The sequence below is a fragment of the Streptomyces griseocarneus genome (genome assembly GCF_014655595.1).
GTDB classification, from domain to species: domain Bacteria; phylum Actinomycetota; class Actinomycetes; order Streptomycetales; family Streptomycetaceae; genus Streptomyces; species Streptomyces griseocarneus.
On record NZ_BNBL01000001.1, the window covers coordinates 471,015 to 488,522 of the forward strand.

General features: G+C 74.1%; 13 protein-coding genes and 1 pseudogene. 11 read left to right on the plus strand and 3 right to left on the minus strand.

Going from position 1 to position 17,508, the window contains the following annotated elements:
• Positions 1-236 precede the first annotated feature (236 nt).
• Positions 237-875, plus strand: a complete 639-nt coding sequence (locus IE295_RS02015) for a HEAT repeat domain-containing protein (RefSeq protein ID WP_190061648.1) — start codon at positions 237-239, stop codon at positions 873-875.
• 69 nt (positions 876-944) lie between these two features.
• Here the strand turns inward: IE295_RS02015 and IE295_RS34370 are convergent.
• Positions 945-1,310: pseudogene (locus tag IE295_RS34370) on the minus strand (hypothetical protein); the annotation flags it as partial.
• On the opposite strand from IE295_RS34370, the gene IE295_RS02020 reads away from it, so the two are divergent.
• From IE295_RS02020 to IE295_RS02030, 3 genes are all read left to right on the plus strand, one after another.
• The gene (locus tag IE295_RS02020) at positions 1,200-1,658 is read left to right on the plus strand and encodes an SRPBCC family protein (protein WP_190061649.1); all 459 of its coding nucleotides are present in this window, start codon (positions 1,200-1,202) and stop codon (positions 1,656-1,658) included. The pseudogene IE295_RS34370 and the gene IE295_RS02020 overlap by 111 nt on opposite strands.
• A 227-nt stretch (positions 1,659-1,885) precedes the next feature.
• Positions 1,886-4,273 (plus strand): MFS transporter, encoded by a 2,388-nt coding sequence (locus IE295_RS02025; RefSeq protein WP_190062361.1) that lies wholly within the window; start codon positions 1,886-1,888, stop codon positions 4,271-4,273.
• Positions 4,274-4,387: 114 nt separating this feature from the next.
• The gene (locus tag IE295_RS02030; protein WP_190061650.1) at positions 4,388-4,957 is read left to right on the plus strand and encodes a hypothetical protein; all 570 of its coding nucleotides are present in this window, start codon (positions 4,388-4,390) and stop codon (positions 4,955-4,957) included.
• 48 nt (positions 4,958-5,005) lie between these two features.
• Here IE295_RS02030 and IE295_RS02035 read toward each other — a convergent pair whose 3' ends face one another.
• Complete coding sequence (locus IE295_RS02035; protein WP_224322961.1) at positions 5,006-7,492, minus strand: SpoIIE family protein phosphatase; 2,487 nt, start codon at positions 7,490-7,492, stop codon at positions 5,006-5,008.
• Between the two features lie 222 nt (positions 7,493-7,714).
• Here IE295_RS02035 and IE295_RS02040 point away from each other — a divergent pair, with 222 nt between their 5' ends.
• The 3 genes from IE295_RS02040 to IE295_RS02050 are packed head-to-tail and all read left to right on the plus strand — an operon-like array spanning position 7,715 to position 11,890.
• Positions 7,715-8,548 (plus strand): M55 family metallopeptidase, encoded by an 834-nt coding sequence (locus tag IE295_RS02040; RefSeq protein ID WP_190062362.1) that lies wholly within the window; start codon positions 7,715-7,717, stop codon positions 8,546-8,548.
• Complete coding sequence (locus tag IE295_RS02045; protein WP_190061652.1) at positions 8,541-9,896, plus strand: M20/M25/M40 family metallo-hydrolase; 1,356 nt, start codon at positions 8,541-8,543, stop codon at positions 9,894-9,896. The genes IE295_RS02040 and IE295_RS02045 overlap by 8 nt, the downstream gene beginning before the upstream one ends.
• A 5-nt stretch (positions 9,897-9,901) precedes the next feature.
• Positions 9,902-11,890, plus strand: a complete 1,989-nt coding sequence (locus IE295_RS02050) for a S9 family peptidase (protein ID WP_190061653.1) — start codon at positions 9,902-9,904, stop codon at positions 11,888-11,890.
• Between the two features lie 33 nt (positions 11,891-11,923).
• Here IE295_RS02050 and IE295_RS02055 read toward each other — a convergent pair whose 3' ends face one another.
• Positions 11,924-12,745 carry an ABC transporter ATP-binding protein gene (locus IE295_RS02055; protein ID WP_190061654.1) on the minus strand — a complete coding sequence of 274 codons (822 nt, stop codon included), beginning with the start codon at positions 12,743-12,745 and terminating at the stop codon, positions 11,924-11,926.
• A 155-nt stretch (positions 12,746-12,900) separates the two neighbouring features.
• Between IE295_RS02055 and IE295_RS02060 the strand changes: the two genes are divergently transcribed.
• From IE295_RS02060 to IE295_RS02075, 4 genes are all read left to right on the plus strand, one after another.
• The gene (locus IE295_RS02060; protein WP_190061655.1) at positions 12,901-13,695 is read left to right on the plus strand and encodes a 2,3-dihydro-2,3-dihydroxybenzoate dehydrogenase; all 795 of its coding nucleotides are present in this window, start codon (positions 12,901-12,903) and stop codon (positions 13,693-13,695) included.
• A 381-nt stretch (positions 13,696-14,076) separates the two neighbouring features.
• A complete protein-coding gene (gene dhbC / locus IE295_RS02065; RefSeq protein ID WP_224322980.1) occupies positions 14,077-15,207 on the plus strand; it encodes an isochorismate synthase DhbC in 1,131 nt (376 codons plus the stop codon).
• Positions 15,204-16,856: a (2,3-dihydroxybenzoyl)adenylate synthase gene (locus tag IE295_RS02070; RefSeq protein WP_190061657.1), complete on the plus strand. Its 1,653-nt coding sequence runs from the start codon at positions 15,204-15,206 to the stop codon at positions 16,854-16,856. Before dhbC ends, IE295_RS02070 begins: the two co-directional genes overlap by 4 nt.
• Positions 16,857-16,875: 19 nt before the next feature.
• Positions 16,876-17,508, plus strand: coding sequence for an isochorismatase family protein (locus IE295_RS02075; RefSeq protein ID WP_190061658.1), 633 nt, complete (start codon positions 16,876-16,878; stop codon positions 17,506-17,508).

Consider the following 17,508-nt stretch of genomic DNA (forward strand, 5'->3'; position numbering starts at 1 on the left):
CGTCCACGGAGAGGGAGTCGAGCGACCGGCGGGGCCCTGTCCCGGGGCCGTGCCGTACTCGGTGCCGAACCGACGAACCGGCGCATGGGGCCGGCGCTTCCACGGCCGCGTCACCGGCCGTCGGAGCGGTGGTACCGCTCTTGCCGGGGAGATTAACCCACCGGTAACCAAGAGCGCCAGGGGGCGGCCGGGCGACTTACCATGTGGCGCAGGCCACTCGGGGAGGAGAGCGGGAAATGGAAGAGGAATTCCGCGCGCTGCTGAAGCGGGTACGGGCCGAACTGGTCTCCCCGGCCGAGTTCTCGGCGTACGAAAAACTGCTCGCCCTCGTGCGCACCGACACCCGCGCCGCCCGCGACGAACTGGCCGGCGTCCTGACCGCCCCCGAACAGCCCCTGTGGGCCCGGGAGATCGCCGCCTTCGTCCTCGGCGGCAAGGGCGACCGGCGGGCCTTCGAGACCCTCGTCCTCCTCCTCAACTACCGCGAGCCCGTGCGGTGCGCCACCGCCGCCCACGCCCTGGCCCGCCTGCGCGACCCGCGCACGGCGCGCGCCGCCGCCGCGCTGGCCACCAACCCCCTGCGCACCGCCTACGCCCTGTACCCCGTCCGCCTGCTCACCGAGCTCCGCGCGCCCGAGTCCGTGCCGGCGCTGCTGTCCACCCTGGAGCGGCTGCTCGCGGCCCGCGACCACTGCTGGCCGGTCGCCCGCGCCTGCGTCGAGGGCCTGGGCGTCCTCGGCGACCGCCGCGCCGAGGCCGCACTGGTGGCAGCCCGCGAGCACGAACGCCTGCGCCCCGCCGCCCTCGTGGCCCTGACCAGGCTCGGCGGCCGGGGCGGCGGCCGTCAGGGCGCGGGAAGCGGGTCCAGCGCGTAGCGCACCTCCGGCACGGGCGTGCGCGTTGTCCTTCAGTACCCACAGCGCCATGCGCGCGTACCCGCGCTGCCGCGCGCCCCCGAGCGCCGCCCGCCACGGGGCGCGGCCGACGCCGGTGCCGATGAGGTCCGGGCGGACGTGGACGGCGTACAGCTCGCCCGACCCCGCGGCCGGCGCGTGCGGTCCGACCGAAAGAAGAACGTATGTATGTACGTAAAAGGTGCGACCCCGGATTTGGGCGGGTGTGGCGTTGGTGGTTGGCTTGGCCGGCACACGCAGGTACGGCAAGCACCGATTTTCTTCATCGTCCCGGAGGAACAAGCCATGGGCCAGGTCGAGGCCACCACGGAGCGGATCATCGCGGCGGGAGCGGAGGACGTCTTCGACGCGCTCGCCGACTACAGCGGCACCCGGGCCAAGCTGCTGCCCGAGCACTTCAGCGAGTACGAGGTGCGCGAGGGCGGGGACGGCGAGGGCACCGTGGTGCACTGGAAGCTGCAGGCCACGAGCAAGCGCGTCCGCGACTGCCTGCTCGAGGTCTCCGAGCCCTCCACCGGGCAGCTGGTCGAGAAGGACCGCAACTCCACCATGGTCACCACCTGGACCGTCACCCCCGCCGGCGAGGGCAGCTCCAAGGTCGTCGTCACCACCACCTGGACCGGCGCGACCGGCATCGGCGGCTTCTTCGAGCGGACCTTCGCCCCCAAGGGCCTCGGCCGCATCTACGACGCCGTGCTGACCCGCCTCGCCGCCGAGGTCGAGGGGAAGCCGAGCGCCGCCTGACCCGTCGGGGCCGCCCGGACCGCCCCGGTCCGGGCTCACCGGTTCGAGTGGTTTTCCCGGCGCCGCACCGCTGCGCCTAAACCGCCTCCGACCGGCAGAAAGTGCCTCGTTCGGCTCTCCCTCACAAATCGTCGCGCTTGCTGGCCGTTGTCGCGTAATGCGAGAAATGGGCGGCAACGCAGGCGCGACGAGGGGAGTTGTACGTGGGCGGGTCCACCGTCGAGACCATGGAGAAGAGCGACAGGACGCTCGCCCTGCCGCCTTCACCGCCCGCCCCGGCCGACCGGATCCCGGCCCCCACCCCCGCCAGAGTGCGGCTGGTCTTCGCCGGCCTCATGCTCACCCTGCTGCTCGCGGCGCTCGACCAGACCGTCGTGGCCACCGCCCTGCCGAAGATCGTGGGCGAACTGCACGGCCTGGAGCGGATGTCGTGGGCGGTCACCGCCTACCTGCTGACCTCCACCGTCGTCCTGCCGATCTACGGCAAGCTCGGCGACCTCTGGGGCCGCAAGACGGTCTTCGTCTTCGCCATCGTCGTCTTCGTCGCCGGCTCCGGACTCGCCGGCTGGTCCCGCACGATGGACCAGCTCGTCATCTTCCGCGCCGTCCAGGGCGCCGGCGCCGGCGGACTGCTCATCGGCGTCCAGGCGATCATCGCCGACATCGTCCCGGCCCGCGAACGCGGCCGCTACATGGGCGTCATCAGCGCCGCCTACGGACTCGCCTCCGTGGCAGGGCCGTTGCTCGGCGGCTACTGCACCGACCACGCCACCTGGCGCTGGTGCTTCTACGTCAACGTCCCCTTCGGCCTCCTCACGCTCGCCGTCGTCGCCGCCGGCCTCAAGCTGCCCAGGCCGCCCCGCCGCGCCCGCTTCGACGTCCTGGGCGCGCTGCTGCTGACGGCCTCCTCCACCTGCGTGGTGCTGCTGACCACCTGGGGCGGCACGGAGTACGGCTGGACGTCCCGGACGGTCCTCGGGCTCGGCGCCGGAGCGATCGGCACGGCGCTGCTGTTCGTCGTCGTCGAGCACTTCGCCGCAGAACCGATCATCCCTCCCCACCTCTTCCGCGACTCCGTCTTCACCGTCACCGCCCTCGTCGGCGCCGTCGTCGGCGTCGCCCTCTTCGGCGCCGCCAGCTACCTGCCCACCTTCCTGCAGATGGTCGACGGCGTGGACGCCACCGCGTCCGGGCTGCTGATGCTGCCCATGATGGGCGGCATCGTCGTCGCCTCGCTCGTCGCGGGCCACCTCATCAGCCGGACGGGCCACTACAAACTCCTGCCCATCCTCGGCGGCGCGCTCTCCGCCGAGGGCATGTACCTCCTCTCCCACCTCGACGCGCAGACCGGCCGCCTCGTCTACAGCCTCTGGATGGCCATCCTGGGCGTGGGCATCGGCCTCGCGCTGCCCGTGCTGGTCCTCGCCGTGCAGAACTCCGTGCGCCCGGCCGACCTCGGCACGGCGACCAGCGCCCACAACTACTTCCGGCAGATCGGCGGTTCGGTCGGCGCGGCGGTCTTCGGCACCCTCTTCGCCCACCGCCTCTCCGCCGCCCTGGCCGCCGAACTCCCGCCCCGCGCCGGGCTGCCGGCCCCGGACTCCCTCACCCCGCAGCTGGTGCACGCCCTGCCCCCGGGGCTGCGCGACGGCTACGTCCGGGCCTACGCCGAGGCCATGCCGCGGATCTTCCTCTACCTCGTACCGGTGCTCATCGTGGGCTTTGTGCTCGCCTTCCTGCTGAAAGAGAAACCACTGGTGTCCCACAACGCCCCCGAGGCCGCCGCCATCCCGTCCGCGCGCACCGCCCCGCCACCGGCCGAACCCGCGCCCGCAGCCGCCCCGCTCTTCGTCGCCGGCATCCCCGTCACCGGCGCCGTCCAGCACCACGACGGCACCACCGTCCCGCGCGCCGCCCTGACCCTCATCGACATCCAGGGCCGCCAGATCGGCCGGGGCGCCAGTGGCGAGGACGGCCGGTACGCGCTGAGCACCCCCGGCACCGGCTCGTACGTCCTGATCGCCGCCGCGGGCGGCCACCAGCCGCAGGCCGTCACCGTCACCGTCGGCGAGCGGCCCGTCGAGCTCGACGTCATCCTCGGCGGCGCCGGCCGCCTGGCCGGGACCGTGCGCACCGCCGACGGCACCCCGGTGCGCGAGGCGCTGGTCACCCTGACCAATGTGCACGGCGAGGTCGTCGCCTCCACCCGCACCGGGCACGACGGCGGCTACGTCATCGGCGAGCTCATCGCCGGCGAGTACACCCTCGCCTCCAGCGCCCCCGCCTTCCGGCCCGCCGCGCTGCCGGTGACCGTCCAGTCGGCCCGCGAGACCCGCCAGGACATCGAACTCGCGGGCGGTGCCGTGCTGCGGGGTACCGTACGGGCGGGCGGCGGACGGCCGGTCGAGGACGCGCGGGTCACCCTGCTCGACGCCGCCGGGAACGTGGTGGACTCCACGATCACCGGCGCGGACGGGACCTTCCGCTTCGTCGACCTGTCGGCGGGCGAGTACACGGTCGTGGCGGCCGGCTACCCGCCGGTGGCGACGGTGCTGCAGGTGGCGGGTGGCGGACGCACCGAGCGGGACCTCCAACTGGGCCACGCCGACCAGTAGTCCGGCCCCGGCGCGCCGTGGCAGTTCGGCGATTGCCGCGTGGGCGCGCCGGAGGGGGCCCTACGGTGGTACTGGTCGGTAGAACTCGCGTCGGCGGGCGAAGGAGCGACATCCATGGACCGTGGCACGTCCGATCCCGCGGCACCCGGGCAGCGGGGCGCACCGCCGCCCGGCCGGGTCGCCCTCGCGGTGGTCGTGGTGGACGCCGGGGGAGTGGTGACGCACTGGAGCGGGGGCGCGGGCGAACTCTTCGGCCGGCGCGGCGAGGAGGCGGTGGGCAGGGCCGCCGCCGACCTCATGCCGGTGGGCGGGGCGGTCGGCGGCCTGACGGGCACGGTGGCCCACGACGCCCCGCCGCCGCCCGGCTTCGCCCGGTCGGGCCGTGCGCGGGCCGACCGCGGCGGCGCCGGCGGCCGGGTCGAGGTGCTGTGGTGGGCCTACCCGCTGTCGGGCCCCGGACCGGAGCGGATGCTCGTGCTGGCCACGGACGCCGCACGGCTGCCGGACGGCGCCCGGGAGCGGGCCGTGCCGGCCTTCGCCCCGCACGGCGGCCTCCCCGGCGCCCGGGAGCTCGCCGGGCGGCTGCCCGACGTGCTGCCCGGCATGGGAGCGGCCACGAGCGGACGCATCGTCGCCCAGGTCCTCGAACGCGGCTGTCCCGTCCTGCGCCTCAGCCGGGTCTGACCGCCGGGCCGCGCCTCACGGGTCCATCCGGGCACGGTCCGCCGCGCCTCACGAGTCCGCCCGGGCGGTGTCGGAGGGCATGTGCACGTCGAGGAAGCAGACGTCGTCCCGCCGCTCGGAGCGGCGCAACGGGTCCAGCAGCGCGCCGAGCGACCCGCCGCCGTCGGCGCCGAGCTCCCTGAGTGCCGCGTCCGCCAGCCGGGTGAAGCCCTCGTCGATGTGCTCGCGGGGCCGCTCGATCAGGCCGTCGGTGTAGAGCAGCAGGTGATCGCCCGGCTCGAGCCGGCACACGGCCTCGCTGTACGAGGGCTTCGGGTCCGCCCCGAGCAGCATGCCCTTGGGGTGGCGCAGGTACTCCGCCCGGCCCCCGCGCAGCAGCAGGGGCGGCGGGTGCCCCGCATGGGCCCAGGTCAGGCTCCGGTCCTTCGGGTCGTAGACGGCGAGGACCATCGTGGCCGTGGTGCTGTGCGCCTGCGAGGTGTGCAGGAGCAGCGTGTTGAGCCGGTCCAGCGCGCCGGTCAGGGACGAGCCGGTGATGACCATGCCCTTGGCGGTGAAGCGCAGCTGGGCCATGGTGGCCACGGCGTCGATGCCGTGCCCGGCCACGTCGCCGACGGCGAACAGTACGGTGCCGTCGGGCATTTCGAGCGCGCTGTACCAGTCGCCGCCCACGTTCACGCCGTCGTCGGACGGCAGGTAGGCGACGTCGACGCGCAGGTCGGCGAGCTTGAGCGACTGCTCGGGCAGCGGCAGCAGTGCGTGCTGCAGGCGGTCGGCGACCGTCCGCTCGGTCTCCAGGACGCCGCGCTGCGAGACGACCGCCCGTTCGCTCTCGACCAGGGCCAGCTCCGCGCGCCGCTGCGCGGTGAGGTCCTGGAAGAAGCCGTGGACCTCCACCGGGGAGCCGTTCGCGTCGAGGACGGCCTCGGCCACGACGCGCAGGTGCCGCACGCCGGACGCCGTCGTGATGCGGAACGGCCGGTCGACGGGCCGTCCCTCGTCGAGCAGCCGCCGCGCCACCTGGGAGAGGACCGGCACGTCCTCGGCCAGGAGGTGGTCGGGGAGCTCCTCGCGGGTCATCGGGCCGAGGGCGGGGTCGCGGTCGAAGATGGTGTAGACCTGGGGCGACCAGGTGACGGTGTCGGTGACCAGGTTCCACTCCGCCCAGCCCAGGTTGCCCAGCCGCTGCACGTCCTCGAGCCGCTGCCGCCGCCGCTCCGTCACGTCGTGCCGGACCCAGGAGGTGAGCAGGCCGTCACCCAGCCGGGCGACGCGTGCCGAGAAGCAGGACGTGCGCGGGACCCCGGCGACGACCTCCTCGTAGTCGAACGGCCCGCCGCTGAAGGGCCGTCCCGTGGCGAGCGTGTCGAGGTACCCCTGCCACAGCGGTGACCCGACGATGGTGGGATAGCACTCGAGGATCCGCAGGCCCACGAGCTGCCGGCCGCGACGGCCGGCGACGTCCACCGACTCGGGCGCGGCCGCGTCGATGCGGAAGTCCTCGACCTCCCCCGACGGCGCGTACAACGGCGTGAGCAGGACCGCCGGCCCCGACAGGACGTCGAAAGTGGCCTGGACGAGTTCCGTGGCGCGGCCGGCCGCGCGCCGGCGGGGCGTGTCGAACGCCCTCAGCCGTCCCGCGCACAGCCGGGCCACCGCGCGCAGCAGGCTGCGTGTCGCGGCGGGGAAGGGGGCGTCCACGGTGCGCAGGACGCCGATCGCCGCGCCGACCACCCCACCGGTGTCCACGGGAACCCAGGCGCGCGTGGGCCATTGCCCGGGCGGTTCGCCGATCAGCAGATACCGCTCCTTGTCCCGGGCGGCGTCCTCGAGCCAGACGGCCTCCTGGCTGCGGATGGCCTCCATGGCCGCGACACCGGCCAGCGGCGGCACCCGTCGCCACTGCGCGGCCACGGACGCCGGCAGCCCCGAGTGGCCGACGAGGTCCAGGCCTCCGTCGACCGGCCCGGCATAGATCATCACCGCGTCGGCCGCGGCCGCGCCGGCCAGGTGCTCCCGCAGGCAGTGGGCCAGTTCCTGACGGTTCGCGACCCGCGTCAGGGCTTCGCCCAGCGCGCTGAGCGCCGCCGCGTGCTCCAGGGACGTGGGCGGGGAATCGAGGACCGATTCCCCCGCCTGGCGCGGAAGGCGGTCAAGGGAATCGAGCGAATCAAGCGAATCAAGCGAATCAAGGGAATCGAGTGAATCGGGGGAGCCGGCGGACGCCGCGGACTGCCCGTCCCGCTCCGCCGGGGCGGGCGGACGTGAGGGGAGCCGCCCGAGGACCGTCCAGCACTCCTCCATCAGCGTGCGGCCCGCCAGGTTCGCCCGGTGCGTCAGGGTGTCGTAGGCGGCCGTCGCCGAACAGCCGGACTGGGCCATCACGACGCCTTTGGCGCGTTCCAGTACCCCGGTGGTGGACAGCAGGCGCTCCAGGCGCTCGTTCTCCGTCCGCAGTTTGGCGACCACCTTGGCCAGTGCGACGACCTCGGGCACGGCGGCGGCCTTCTCGGACTCGACAGACTCGCTCGTCACGAGCACGAGCATGTCACAGCGCGGGCCCGCGAGGATGCCTCGCTTCCGGCCCGCCCCCGGCTGGTTGTACAGGCTTGACAGGACATCGGCCGGAACGGTACTGGCGCGGCGGCGGGTTCAGGACCGGGCGAGCGACCTTTTGACCGTTCCCGTGACCGATGTCGGCAACTGACGTCGCCACCGGTGCGGGCGGCATCCCCCCTGCGATAGAACGGGTGGATGGTGAAGATCCTGATCTCCGCTGACATGGAGGGCGCCACCGGCGTCACCTGGCCCGGCGATGTGCTGCCCGGCGCGCCGCAGTGGGAGCGCTGCCGCCACCTGTTCACCTCGGACGTGAACGCCGCCATCACCGGATTCTTCGACGGGGGCGCCGATGCCGTGCTCGTCAACGAGGCGCACTGGAGCATGCGCAATCTCCTGCTGGAGAAGCTGGACGAGCGGGCCGAGATGCTCACCGGCAAGCACAAGACGCTGAGCATGGTCGAGGGCGTACAGCACGGGGACGTGGACGGCATCGCCTTCGTGGGCTACCACGCGGCGGCGGGTGCCGAGGGGGTGCTGGCGCACACGTATCTGGCCAACTCCCTCACGGGCGTCTGGGTGAGCGGCAGGCGCGCCAGCGAGGGGTTGCTCAATTCCCTGGTGGTCGCCGAATACGGTGTGCCGGTGGTGCTGGTGACCGGGGACGACCGGACGTGCGAGGACGCCAAGGGGTATGCGCCCCACGCGCGTTCGGTGGCGGTGAAGGACTACGTGTCGCGGTACGCGGCCGTGTGCCGCACACCCGCGCGGACGGCCGCCGACATCCGGGCCGCGGCGAAGGACGCCACGGCGCTGGCGGTGCGGCACGAGCCGGTGCGGAGCGGGCCGTTCGCCATGGAGCTGGAGTTCGACGCCGAGCACCTGGCCGGGGCCGCGACGGCCGTGCCGGGGGTCGAGCAGAGCGGCGAGCGCCGGGTCGCCTACACCATGCCGACCATGTACGAAGCGATCCGCTGTTTCAAGGCGGTCACGACCGTCGTGTCGGCGGCGGTGGAGGACCAGTATGGATAACAGGATCGACGAGAAGGCGCTCGAGGAGGTGGTGTCGTTCACCTCCGGCCTGATCCGGATCGACACCACCAACCGCGGCGGCGGGGACTGCCGGGAGCGGTCCGCCGCCGAATACGTCGCCGAACGGCTCGCGGAGGCCGGCATCGAGCCGGTCCTGCTGGAGAAGGAGAGCGGGCGGACCAACGTCGTCGCCCGGATTCCCGGCGCGGACCCGGCGGCTGACGCCGTGCTGGTCCACGGGCACCTGGACGTGGTGCCCGCCGAGGCGCGCGACTGGAGCGTGCACCCGTTCTCGGGCGAGGTCCGCGACGGCGTGGTCTGGGGCCGGGGCGCGATCGACATGAAGAACATGGACGCGATGGTCCTGGCGACCGTACGGGCGTGGGCGCGCGCCGGAGTGCGGCCGCCGCAGGACGTCGTGCTCGCCTTCACCGCGGACGAGGAGGACCAGGCCGTCACCGGCGCGGGCTTCCTCGCCGACGAGCACGCCGCGCTCTTCGAGGGGTGCACGGTGGGCATCGGCGAGTCCGGGGCCTACACCTTCCACGCCGACGGAGGACTGCGGCTGTATCCGGTGGGGGCGGGGGAGCGCGGCTCCGCCTGGCTCCGGCTGACCGCGCGCGGCACCACCGGGCACGGCTCGAAGGTCAACCCGGACAACGCCGTGACCCGTCTCGCCGCCGCCGTCGCCCGCATCGGCGACCACCGGTGGCCGCTCCGGCTCACTCCGACCGTCCGGGCCGCCCTGAGCCGGATCGCCGCCGCGCAGGGGATCGAGGCGGACCTCGACGACCCCGGCCTCGACCTGGACGAGCTGCTGGCCAAGCTGGGCAAGGCCGCGGCGCTGGTGGCGGCGACCCTGCGCAACAGCGCCAACCCGACGATGCTGGACGCCGGGTACAAGATCAATGTGATTCCCGGGCACGCCGTGGCCTTCGTCGACGGCCGGACGGTGCCGGGCGGCGACGAGGAGTTCCGCAGCACCATGGACCAGCTGACCGGTCCCGGGGTGGAATGGGAGTTCTACCACGCGGAGCCCGCCCTGCAGGCGCCGGTCGACGGGCCGGTGTTCGGCCGGATGCGCGCCGCCCTCGAGCACTTCGACCCGGAGGGGCGGGTGGTGCCGTTCTGCATGTCCGGCGGGACGGACGCCAAGCAGTTCTCCCGCCTGGGCATCGTCGGCTACGGCTTCTCGCCGCTCAGGCTGCCCCCGGGCTTCGACTACCAGGCCCTCTTCCACGGGGTCGACGAGCGGGTGCCCGTCGACGCGCTGCACTTCGGCGTCCGGGTGCTCGACCACTTCTTCATGAACGACGACCAGCACCACCCCTGCCCAAAGGAGGCGTAACAACCATGGTGTCCACGACGCCCTACGGAGCCTGGCGGTCCCCGATCGACGCAGAGCTCGCCGCATCGCACGACAGCAGGCCGGAGTTCGTGGGCACGGTGGGCGACGAGGTCTGGTGGGTGGCCTCCCGCCCCCTGGAGGGCGGCCGGATGACCCTGGTGCGCCGGCGCGCCGACGGCGTGGAGGAGTCCACGCTGGCCGCGCCGTGGAACGTGCGTTCGCGCCTGATCGAGTACGGCGGGCTGCCCTGGGCGGCGGCGCCCCGCGGGAGCGGGGGACCGCTGGTGGTCTTCACCCACTTCGCCGACCAGCGGCTGTACGTCTGGGAGCCGGACGACCCGGCGGGCGCGCCGCCGCGCCCGCTGACCCCGCCCTCGGCGGTGGGCGGCGGGCTGCGCTGGGCCGACCCCGTGCTGCCGCCCGGGCGCGGGGAGGTGTGGTGCGTGCTGGAGGAGTTCACCGGCGAGGGCCCGACCGACCTGCGGCGGGTGCTCGCCGCCGTGCCGCTGGACGGCTCCGCGGCCGACGACCGGTCCGCCGTGCGGGAGCTGACGGACGACCGGCACCGCTTCCTCACCGGTCCCCGGCTCTCCCCGGACGGCCGGCGGGCGGCGTGGATCGCGTGGGACCACCCGCGGATGTCCTGGGAGGGCACCGAGCTGAAGGTGGCCGAGGTCGGCGAGGACGGCCCCTTCGCCGGGATACGCACGGTGCTGGGCGGCCCCGACGAGGCGGTCGCCCAGGTGGAGTGGGCGGCGGACGGCTCGCTGCTGGCCGTGACCGACCGCACGGGATGGTGGAACCTGCACCGCGTCGACGTGGCCACCGGAGCCTGCGTCAACCTGTGCCGGCGCGAGGAGGAGTTCGCGGGACCGCTGTGGCGGCCGGGGACGCGGTGGTTCGCCCCGCTGGACAGCGGCCTGGTCGCCGTCGTCCACGGCCGGGGCGCCATGGTGCTGGGCATACTCGACCCCGAGACCGGGGAGCTGGTCGACGCGGCCGGGCCGTGGACGGAGTGGTCGGCCACCGTTTCGGCGAGCGGCAGCCGGGTGGTGGGGGTCGCGGCCAGCCCGCGCACCGGGTACGAGGTGGTGGAGCTGGACACCGGCACGGGCAGGGCGCGGGTGATCGGCTCCCGGCACGTGGACCCGGTGGACCCCGCGTACTACCCCGAGCCGCTGATCCGCACGTTCACCGGCCAGGACGGCCGGGAGGTCCACGCCCACGTCTACCCGCCGCACAGCCCGGACCACCTGGCGCCGGCCGACGAGCTGCCGCCCTTCGTGGTGTGGGCGCACGGCGGGCCCACCGGCCGGTCGCCGCAGGTGCTGGACCTGGAGATCGCCTACTTCACCTCCCGGGGCATAGGCGTGGCCCAGGTCAACTACGGCGGTTCGGCGGGCTACGGGCGGGCGTACCGCGACCGGCTGCGGGGGCGCTGGGGGATCGTCGACGTCGAGGACTGCGCGGCGGTGGCCGAGGCGCTGGCGGACGAGGGGACGGCCGACCGGGCCCGGCTGGCGATCCGGGGCGGCAGCGCGGGCGGCTGGACCACGGCCGCGTCCCTCGTCTCGACGGACCTGTACGCGTGCGGGACCATCGCCTATCCCGTGCTGGACCTGACGGTCTGGGCCGACGGAGGCACGCACGACCTGGAGTCGCACTACCTGGACTACCTGGTCGGCCCCCTCGCCGAGGTCCCCGAGCGCTACCGCGACCGCTCGCCGCTGAGCCGCGCGGACCGGATCGCGGTGCCCTTCCTGCTGCTGCAGGGGCTCGAGGACCCGGTCTGCCCGCCCCGGCAGAGCGAGCGCCTGGTGGAGGCGGTGGCCGGGCGCGGGGTGCCGCACGCCTACCTCACCTTCGAGGGCGAGGGCCACGGCTTCCGGCGCGCCGGCTCCGTGGTCCGGTCGCTGGAGGCGGAGCTGTCGCTGTACGCGCAGACCTTCGGCATCGACGTGCCGCAGGTGGCCGCCCTCGACCTGGCCAAGTGACCGGCGCGGCGGCCGCGGCCGCCTGACCTGGCGTCAGGCGGCCGCGCCCGCGCGGGCCGCGGGCGCGCCGGCCGCGGCCCCGGCACGGGCGGCGGGGACGACGACCGGGGAGCCGTCGCCGGGGGCGGCGAGGACGTCGGCCTCGATGCCGTAGAGCTCGCGGACCAGGTCGGCGTCCACGATCTCGCGGGAGGGGCCGTGGGCGACGATCCGCCCGTCGCGCATGGCGACGACGACGTCGGCGTAGCGGGCGGCGCTGGCCAGGTCGTGCAGCACCATCATCACCGTGCGCCCCGCGGCCGCGACCTCGCGGACGAGTTCGAGGACGTCGACGGCGTGCCCGAGGTCGAGGGCGCTCGTCGGCTCGTCCAGCAGCACGATCGGCGTCTCCTGGGCGAGGACCATGGCCAGCCAGCAGCGCTGGCGCTGGCCGCCGGAGAGCTGGTCGAGGCGGCGCGAGGCCAGGGCGGCGGTGCCGGTGGCCTCGAGGGCCGCCCGTACCGCGCGCTCGTCGTCGCGCGACCACTGGCGGAAGAGGCCCTGGTGCGGGTGGCGTCCGTAGCGGACGAGCCCGGCGACGGTCACGGCCTCGGGCGCCTGCGGCGACTGGGGGAGGAGGGCGATGCGGTGCGCGGCCCGGCGGGGGGCCAGCTCCCAGATGTCGGCGTCGCCGATCCTGACCGTCCCGGAGTCGGGCCGGTGCAGCCGGGCGATGGACCGCAACAGGGTGGACTTGCCGCAGCCGTTGGGGCCGACGACGGCGACGACCTGTCCCTCGGGGACGGTCAGGTCCACGCCGTGCACGACCGGGTGGCCGGGGTAGCCGGCGGTGAGCTGTTCGACGACGAGTCGCATGAGGTTAGCCTAACCTAATGCTGCGCTTCCGTTTCCCGTGCGGTTTTCCCCGCGCCTCTTTGGCAATTGACGCTTCGGTCAAACGTTTGCTCGCACGTCAATTCCCTTCGGGGCGGTCTGTTGTGTAAGGTAAGGCTTACCTTAATTCAAGTGGAATGGGGGGAACCGTCGTGGAGCAGTCCGAACTCGCCGGACGTGTCGCGCTGGTCACCGGGGCCGGACAAGGCATAGGCGAGGCCGTGACCCGCGCCCTTGTCGCACGAGGGGCGCGCGTCGCGGCCCTCGACGCGACGCCGGACGGCATCAAGAAGCTCGAAGCGGAATTCGCCGCCGGTGCGGTGCGCCACTACACCGCCGACGTCTCCGACAGCCGCGCCGTCGAGGCCGTCGTCGACGACGTCGAGAAGAACGTCGGACCGCTCGACATCCTCGTCAACGTCGCCGGGGTGCTGCGCACTTCGCCCGTCGTCGAGATCAGCGACGAGGACTGGCAGCGCACCTTCGCCGTCAACTCCACCGGCGTCTTCAACACCTCCCGCGCCGCCGCCCGCCGCATGGGCGAGCGCCGCTCCGGAGCCATCGTCACCGTCGGCTCCAACGCCGCCGGCGTGCCGCGCACCAGCATGGCGGCGTACGCGGCCTCCAAGGCCGCCGCCACCATGTTCACCAAGTGCCTCGGGCTCGAGCTCGCGCGCAACGGAGTCCGCTGCAACGTCGTCTCGCCCGGCTCCACCGACACCGCGATGCAGCGCGCGCTGTGGGCCGGCGACGAGGTCCCCGAGCGCGTCATCGACGGCGACCCGGCCGCGTACCGCGTCGGCATCCCGCTCGGCCGCATCGCCGACCCCTCCGACGTCGCCGACGCCGTCCTCTTCCTGGTCTCCGACCGGGCCCGGCACATCACCATGCACGACCTGTACGTCGACGGGGGCGCGACCCTGCGCGCCTGACGCCCGGACGCCCGGCGCCTGACGGCGGATCAGGCGCCGGCCGGTCCGCGCCACGACGGTGCCGGAACGCCGTCCGCGGCTCGCGGCGCCGCCCGCCGGTCCCGCCGGACGAACCCACCGCCTCCCAAGGGGGCGGGCCGTAAGACCACAGCCCACCCGGCCATCCGGCCGCCGCGAGGCGGCACGCGCGGCCGCGCCCCCGACCGGGGCGGGGCCGCCGAGAAGAACTTCACCCCACACCCGGTGCGAACCGCCGGGGGAACGGAGCAGCAGGTGACCACCGCTCACCACGTCGCCGACCGGCCGAGCGAGCCCGGCGCGCGCTCGGCACAGGACGTCAGGCCGTCCGACGCCCGGGCCGCCGTCGGCGCGGCGACGGCGCTGCTCGACGCGTACGAGCCGGGCCGCGCCCGCTTCTTCGCCTCGCCCACCCGCACCCTGCTGGCCCACGGCGTCCGCGCCGAGGTGCCGCACGGCGACGCGCCGCTGGCCGAGCGCGTCACCCGCACCCTCGACGCCGAGCTGCTCGCGGGCAACCCGGCCCCCGTCGTCGTCGGCGCCGTGCCCTTCGACCACACCGCCCCCGCCGCGCTCGCCGTGCCCGAGACCCTCCGCTGGGCGCCGCCGCTCGCCCAGGACCCGCTCATCGCCCTCCCGGCCGCCGCCCCCGCCGCGGCGAACTGGGACGTCCGGCCCGTCCCGGAGCCCGGCGTGTACGGCGCGGCCGTCGCCGAGGCCGTACGCCGCATGCGGCGCGGCGAGTTCAGCAAGGTCGTCCTCGCCCGCAGCCTGCGGCTCACCTCCGACCGCGACCTCGACCTGCCCGGGCTGCTCCAGCGCCTGGCCCGCCGCGACCCCTCCGGCTACACCTTCGCCCTGCCCTCCGGCCCCGGCCGCACCCTGCTCGGCGCCAGCCCCGAACTGCTGGTCTCCAGAAGCGGCGGCCGCCTCGTCGCCAACCCGCTCGCCGGCTCCACGCCCCGCAGCGCCGACCTCGCCGAGGACGTGCGCCGGGCGGCCGCCCTGCTGGAGTCCGCCAAGGACCTGCACGAGCACGCCGTCGTCGTGGACGCCGTCCGCGAGGCCCTCGCCCCGTACTGCCGCACCCTCGAGGTGCCCGCCCGCCCCACGCTCGTGCGCACCGCCGCCATGTGGCACCTGTCGACGACCGTCACCGGCGAGCTCGCCGAACCGGCCGTCTCCGCCCTGGAACTGGCCTGCGCCCTGCACCCCACCCCGGCCGTGTGCGGCACCCCGACCACGACCGCCCGCGACGTCATCGGGGAGCTCGAGCCCTTCGACCGGGGCGCCTACACCGGGATGGTGGGCTGGGGCGACGCGAGCGGCGACGGCGAATGGGTCGTCACCATCCGCTGCGCCGAGGCCGAGGAGCGCACGCTGAGCCTCTTCGCCGGCGCGGGCGTGGTCGAACAGTCCACGCCGGAGGCCGAGACCGCCGAGACCGGCGCCAAGTTCCAGACGTTCCTGCAGGCAGTGGGGGTAGACCAGTGACAGAGCCGACCGTCGACGCGCCGGGATATCCGGCGGAGTTCGCCGAGCGCTACCGCGCGGCCGGCTGGTGGCGCGGAGAAACGTTCGGGCAGATGCTGCGCGACCGGGCCGCCGAGCACCCGGAGAGGGTCGCGATCGTCGACCCCGCGGGCGGCGGGCGGCGCTGGACGTACGGCGAGCTCGACGCCCGGGCCGACCGGCTGGCCGCCGGTTTCCTCGCCCGGGGCATCGGCAAGGGCGACCGCGTGGTCGTCCAGCTGCCGAACGTCGCCGAGTTCTTCGAGGTGATCTTCGCCCTCTTCCGCATCGGCGCCCTCCCCGTCTTCGCGCTGCCCGCGCACCGCGAGACCGAGATACGCCACTTCTGCTCCTTCACCGAGGCCGCCGCCTACGTCGTCGCCGACGTCGCCGAGGGCTACGACTACCGCGTGCTGGCCGACAAGGTCCGCGCCGACGTGCCCGGCCTCAAGCACGTGTTCGTCGTGGGCGAGCCGGGCGAGGAGCACACCGCCCTGGCCGACGTGCCCACCGAGCCCGTCGCGATCGCCGACCCGCCCCTCCCGCACGAGCTGGCCTTCCTGCAGCTCTCCGGCGGCTCCACCGGCGTGCCCAAGCTCATCCCGCGCACCCACGACGACTACATCTATTCGCTCTGGGGCTCGAACGAGATCTGCGGCGTCGACGAGAACAGCGTCTACCTCTGCGCCCTGCCCGCCGCCCACAACTTCCCGCTCAGTTCCCCCGGCACCCTCGGCGCCCTCTACGCCGGCGCCCGCGTGGTGCTGGCCCCGCGCCCCAGCCCCGACGTCGCCTTCCCCCTCATCGAGCGCGAGGGCGTGACCCTCACCGGCCTCGTGCCGCCGCTCGCCCTGGTGTGGACCGAGGCCGCGGCGGCCGGCGACCACGACCTCTCCAGCCTCGAGGTCCTGCTGGTGGGCGGCGCCAAGTTCAGCGAGGAGGCGGCACGCCGGGTACGGCCCGCGCTGGGCTGCACCCTCCAGCAGGTCTTCGGCATGGCGGAGGGCCTGGTGAACTACACCCGGCTCGACGACCCCGAGGAAACGATCGTCACCACCCAGGGCCGCCCGATCTCGCCCGACGACGAGATCCGTGTCGTGGACGACGAGGACAACGACCTCCCCACCGGCGCGACCGGCCACCTGCTGACCCGCGGCCCGTACACCATCCGCGGCTACTGGCGGGCGCCCGAGCACAACGCCGCCTCCTTCACCGCGGACGGCTTCTACCGCACCGGCGACGTCGTACGGCTCACCGACAGCGGCCACATCGTGGTGGAGGGCCGGGCCAAGGACCAGATCAACCGGGGCGGCGAGAAGGTCGCGGCCGAGGAGATCGAGAACCACATCCTCGCCCACCCCGCCGTCCACGACGTCGCCGTCGTCTCCATGCCCGACGCCTACCTGGGCGAGCGCACCTGCGCCTACGTCGTGCTGCGCGAGGGCGCCGAACCGGTGAAGTCCGTCGCCGTCAAGAAGTTCGTGCGCGAGCGCGGCCTGGCCGCCTTCAAGGTGCCCGACCGGGTCGAGTTCGTCGCCGCGTTCCCGCAGACCGGCATCGGCAAGGTCTCCAAGAAGGACCTCCGTGCGGCCATCGCCGCCGAGCTCCGCGCCACCGCCCCACAGCTGTAGAGAAAGGCCCCACACCACCATGGCGCTCCCCGCCATCGCCCCCTACGCCATGCCCACCGAGGCCGACCTGCCCGCCAACAAGGTGAGCTGGACCGTCGACCCCGACCGGGCCGTGCTGCTCGTCCACGACCTGCAGAACTACTTCCTCGACGCCTTCGAGGCCGGCGCCTCCCCCGTCACCGAGCTGCTGGCCAACGTCGTGAGGCTGAAGAAGGACTGCGGGCGCCTGGGCGTGCCCGTCGTCTACTCCGCCCAGCCCGGCGGCCAGAGCCCCGCCGAGCGCGGCCTGCAGCAGGACTTCTGGGGCCCGGGCCTGCCCGACGACCCGCGCGCCAAGGCCGTCGCGGACGCCGTCGCCCCCACCGAGGGGGACACGGTCCTGACGAAGTGGAAGTACAGCGCCTTCGTGCGCACCGACCTCGCCGAGCGGATGGCCGCACAGGGCCGCGACCAGCTGATCATTGTCGGGGTCTACGCCCACATCGGTGTCATGATGAGCGCCTGCGACGCGTGGATGCGGGACATCCAGCCCTTCCTCGTCGCCGACGCCGTAGCCGACTTCTCGCCCGAGGACCACGCGACGGCGCTGCGCTGGGCGGCCGCCAAGTGCGCGGTCGTCACCACCACCGACCGCGTCCTCGAAGGGAAGTAA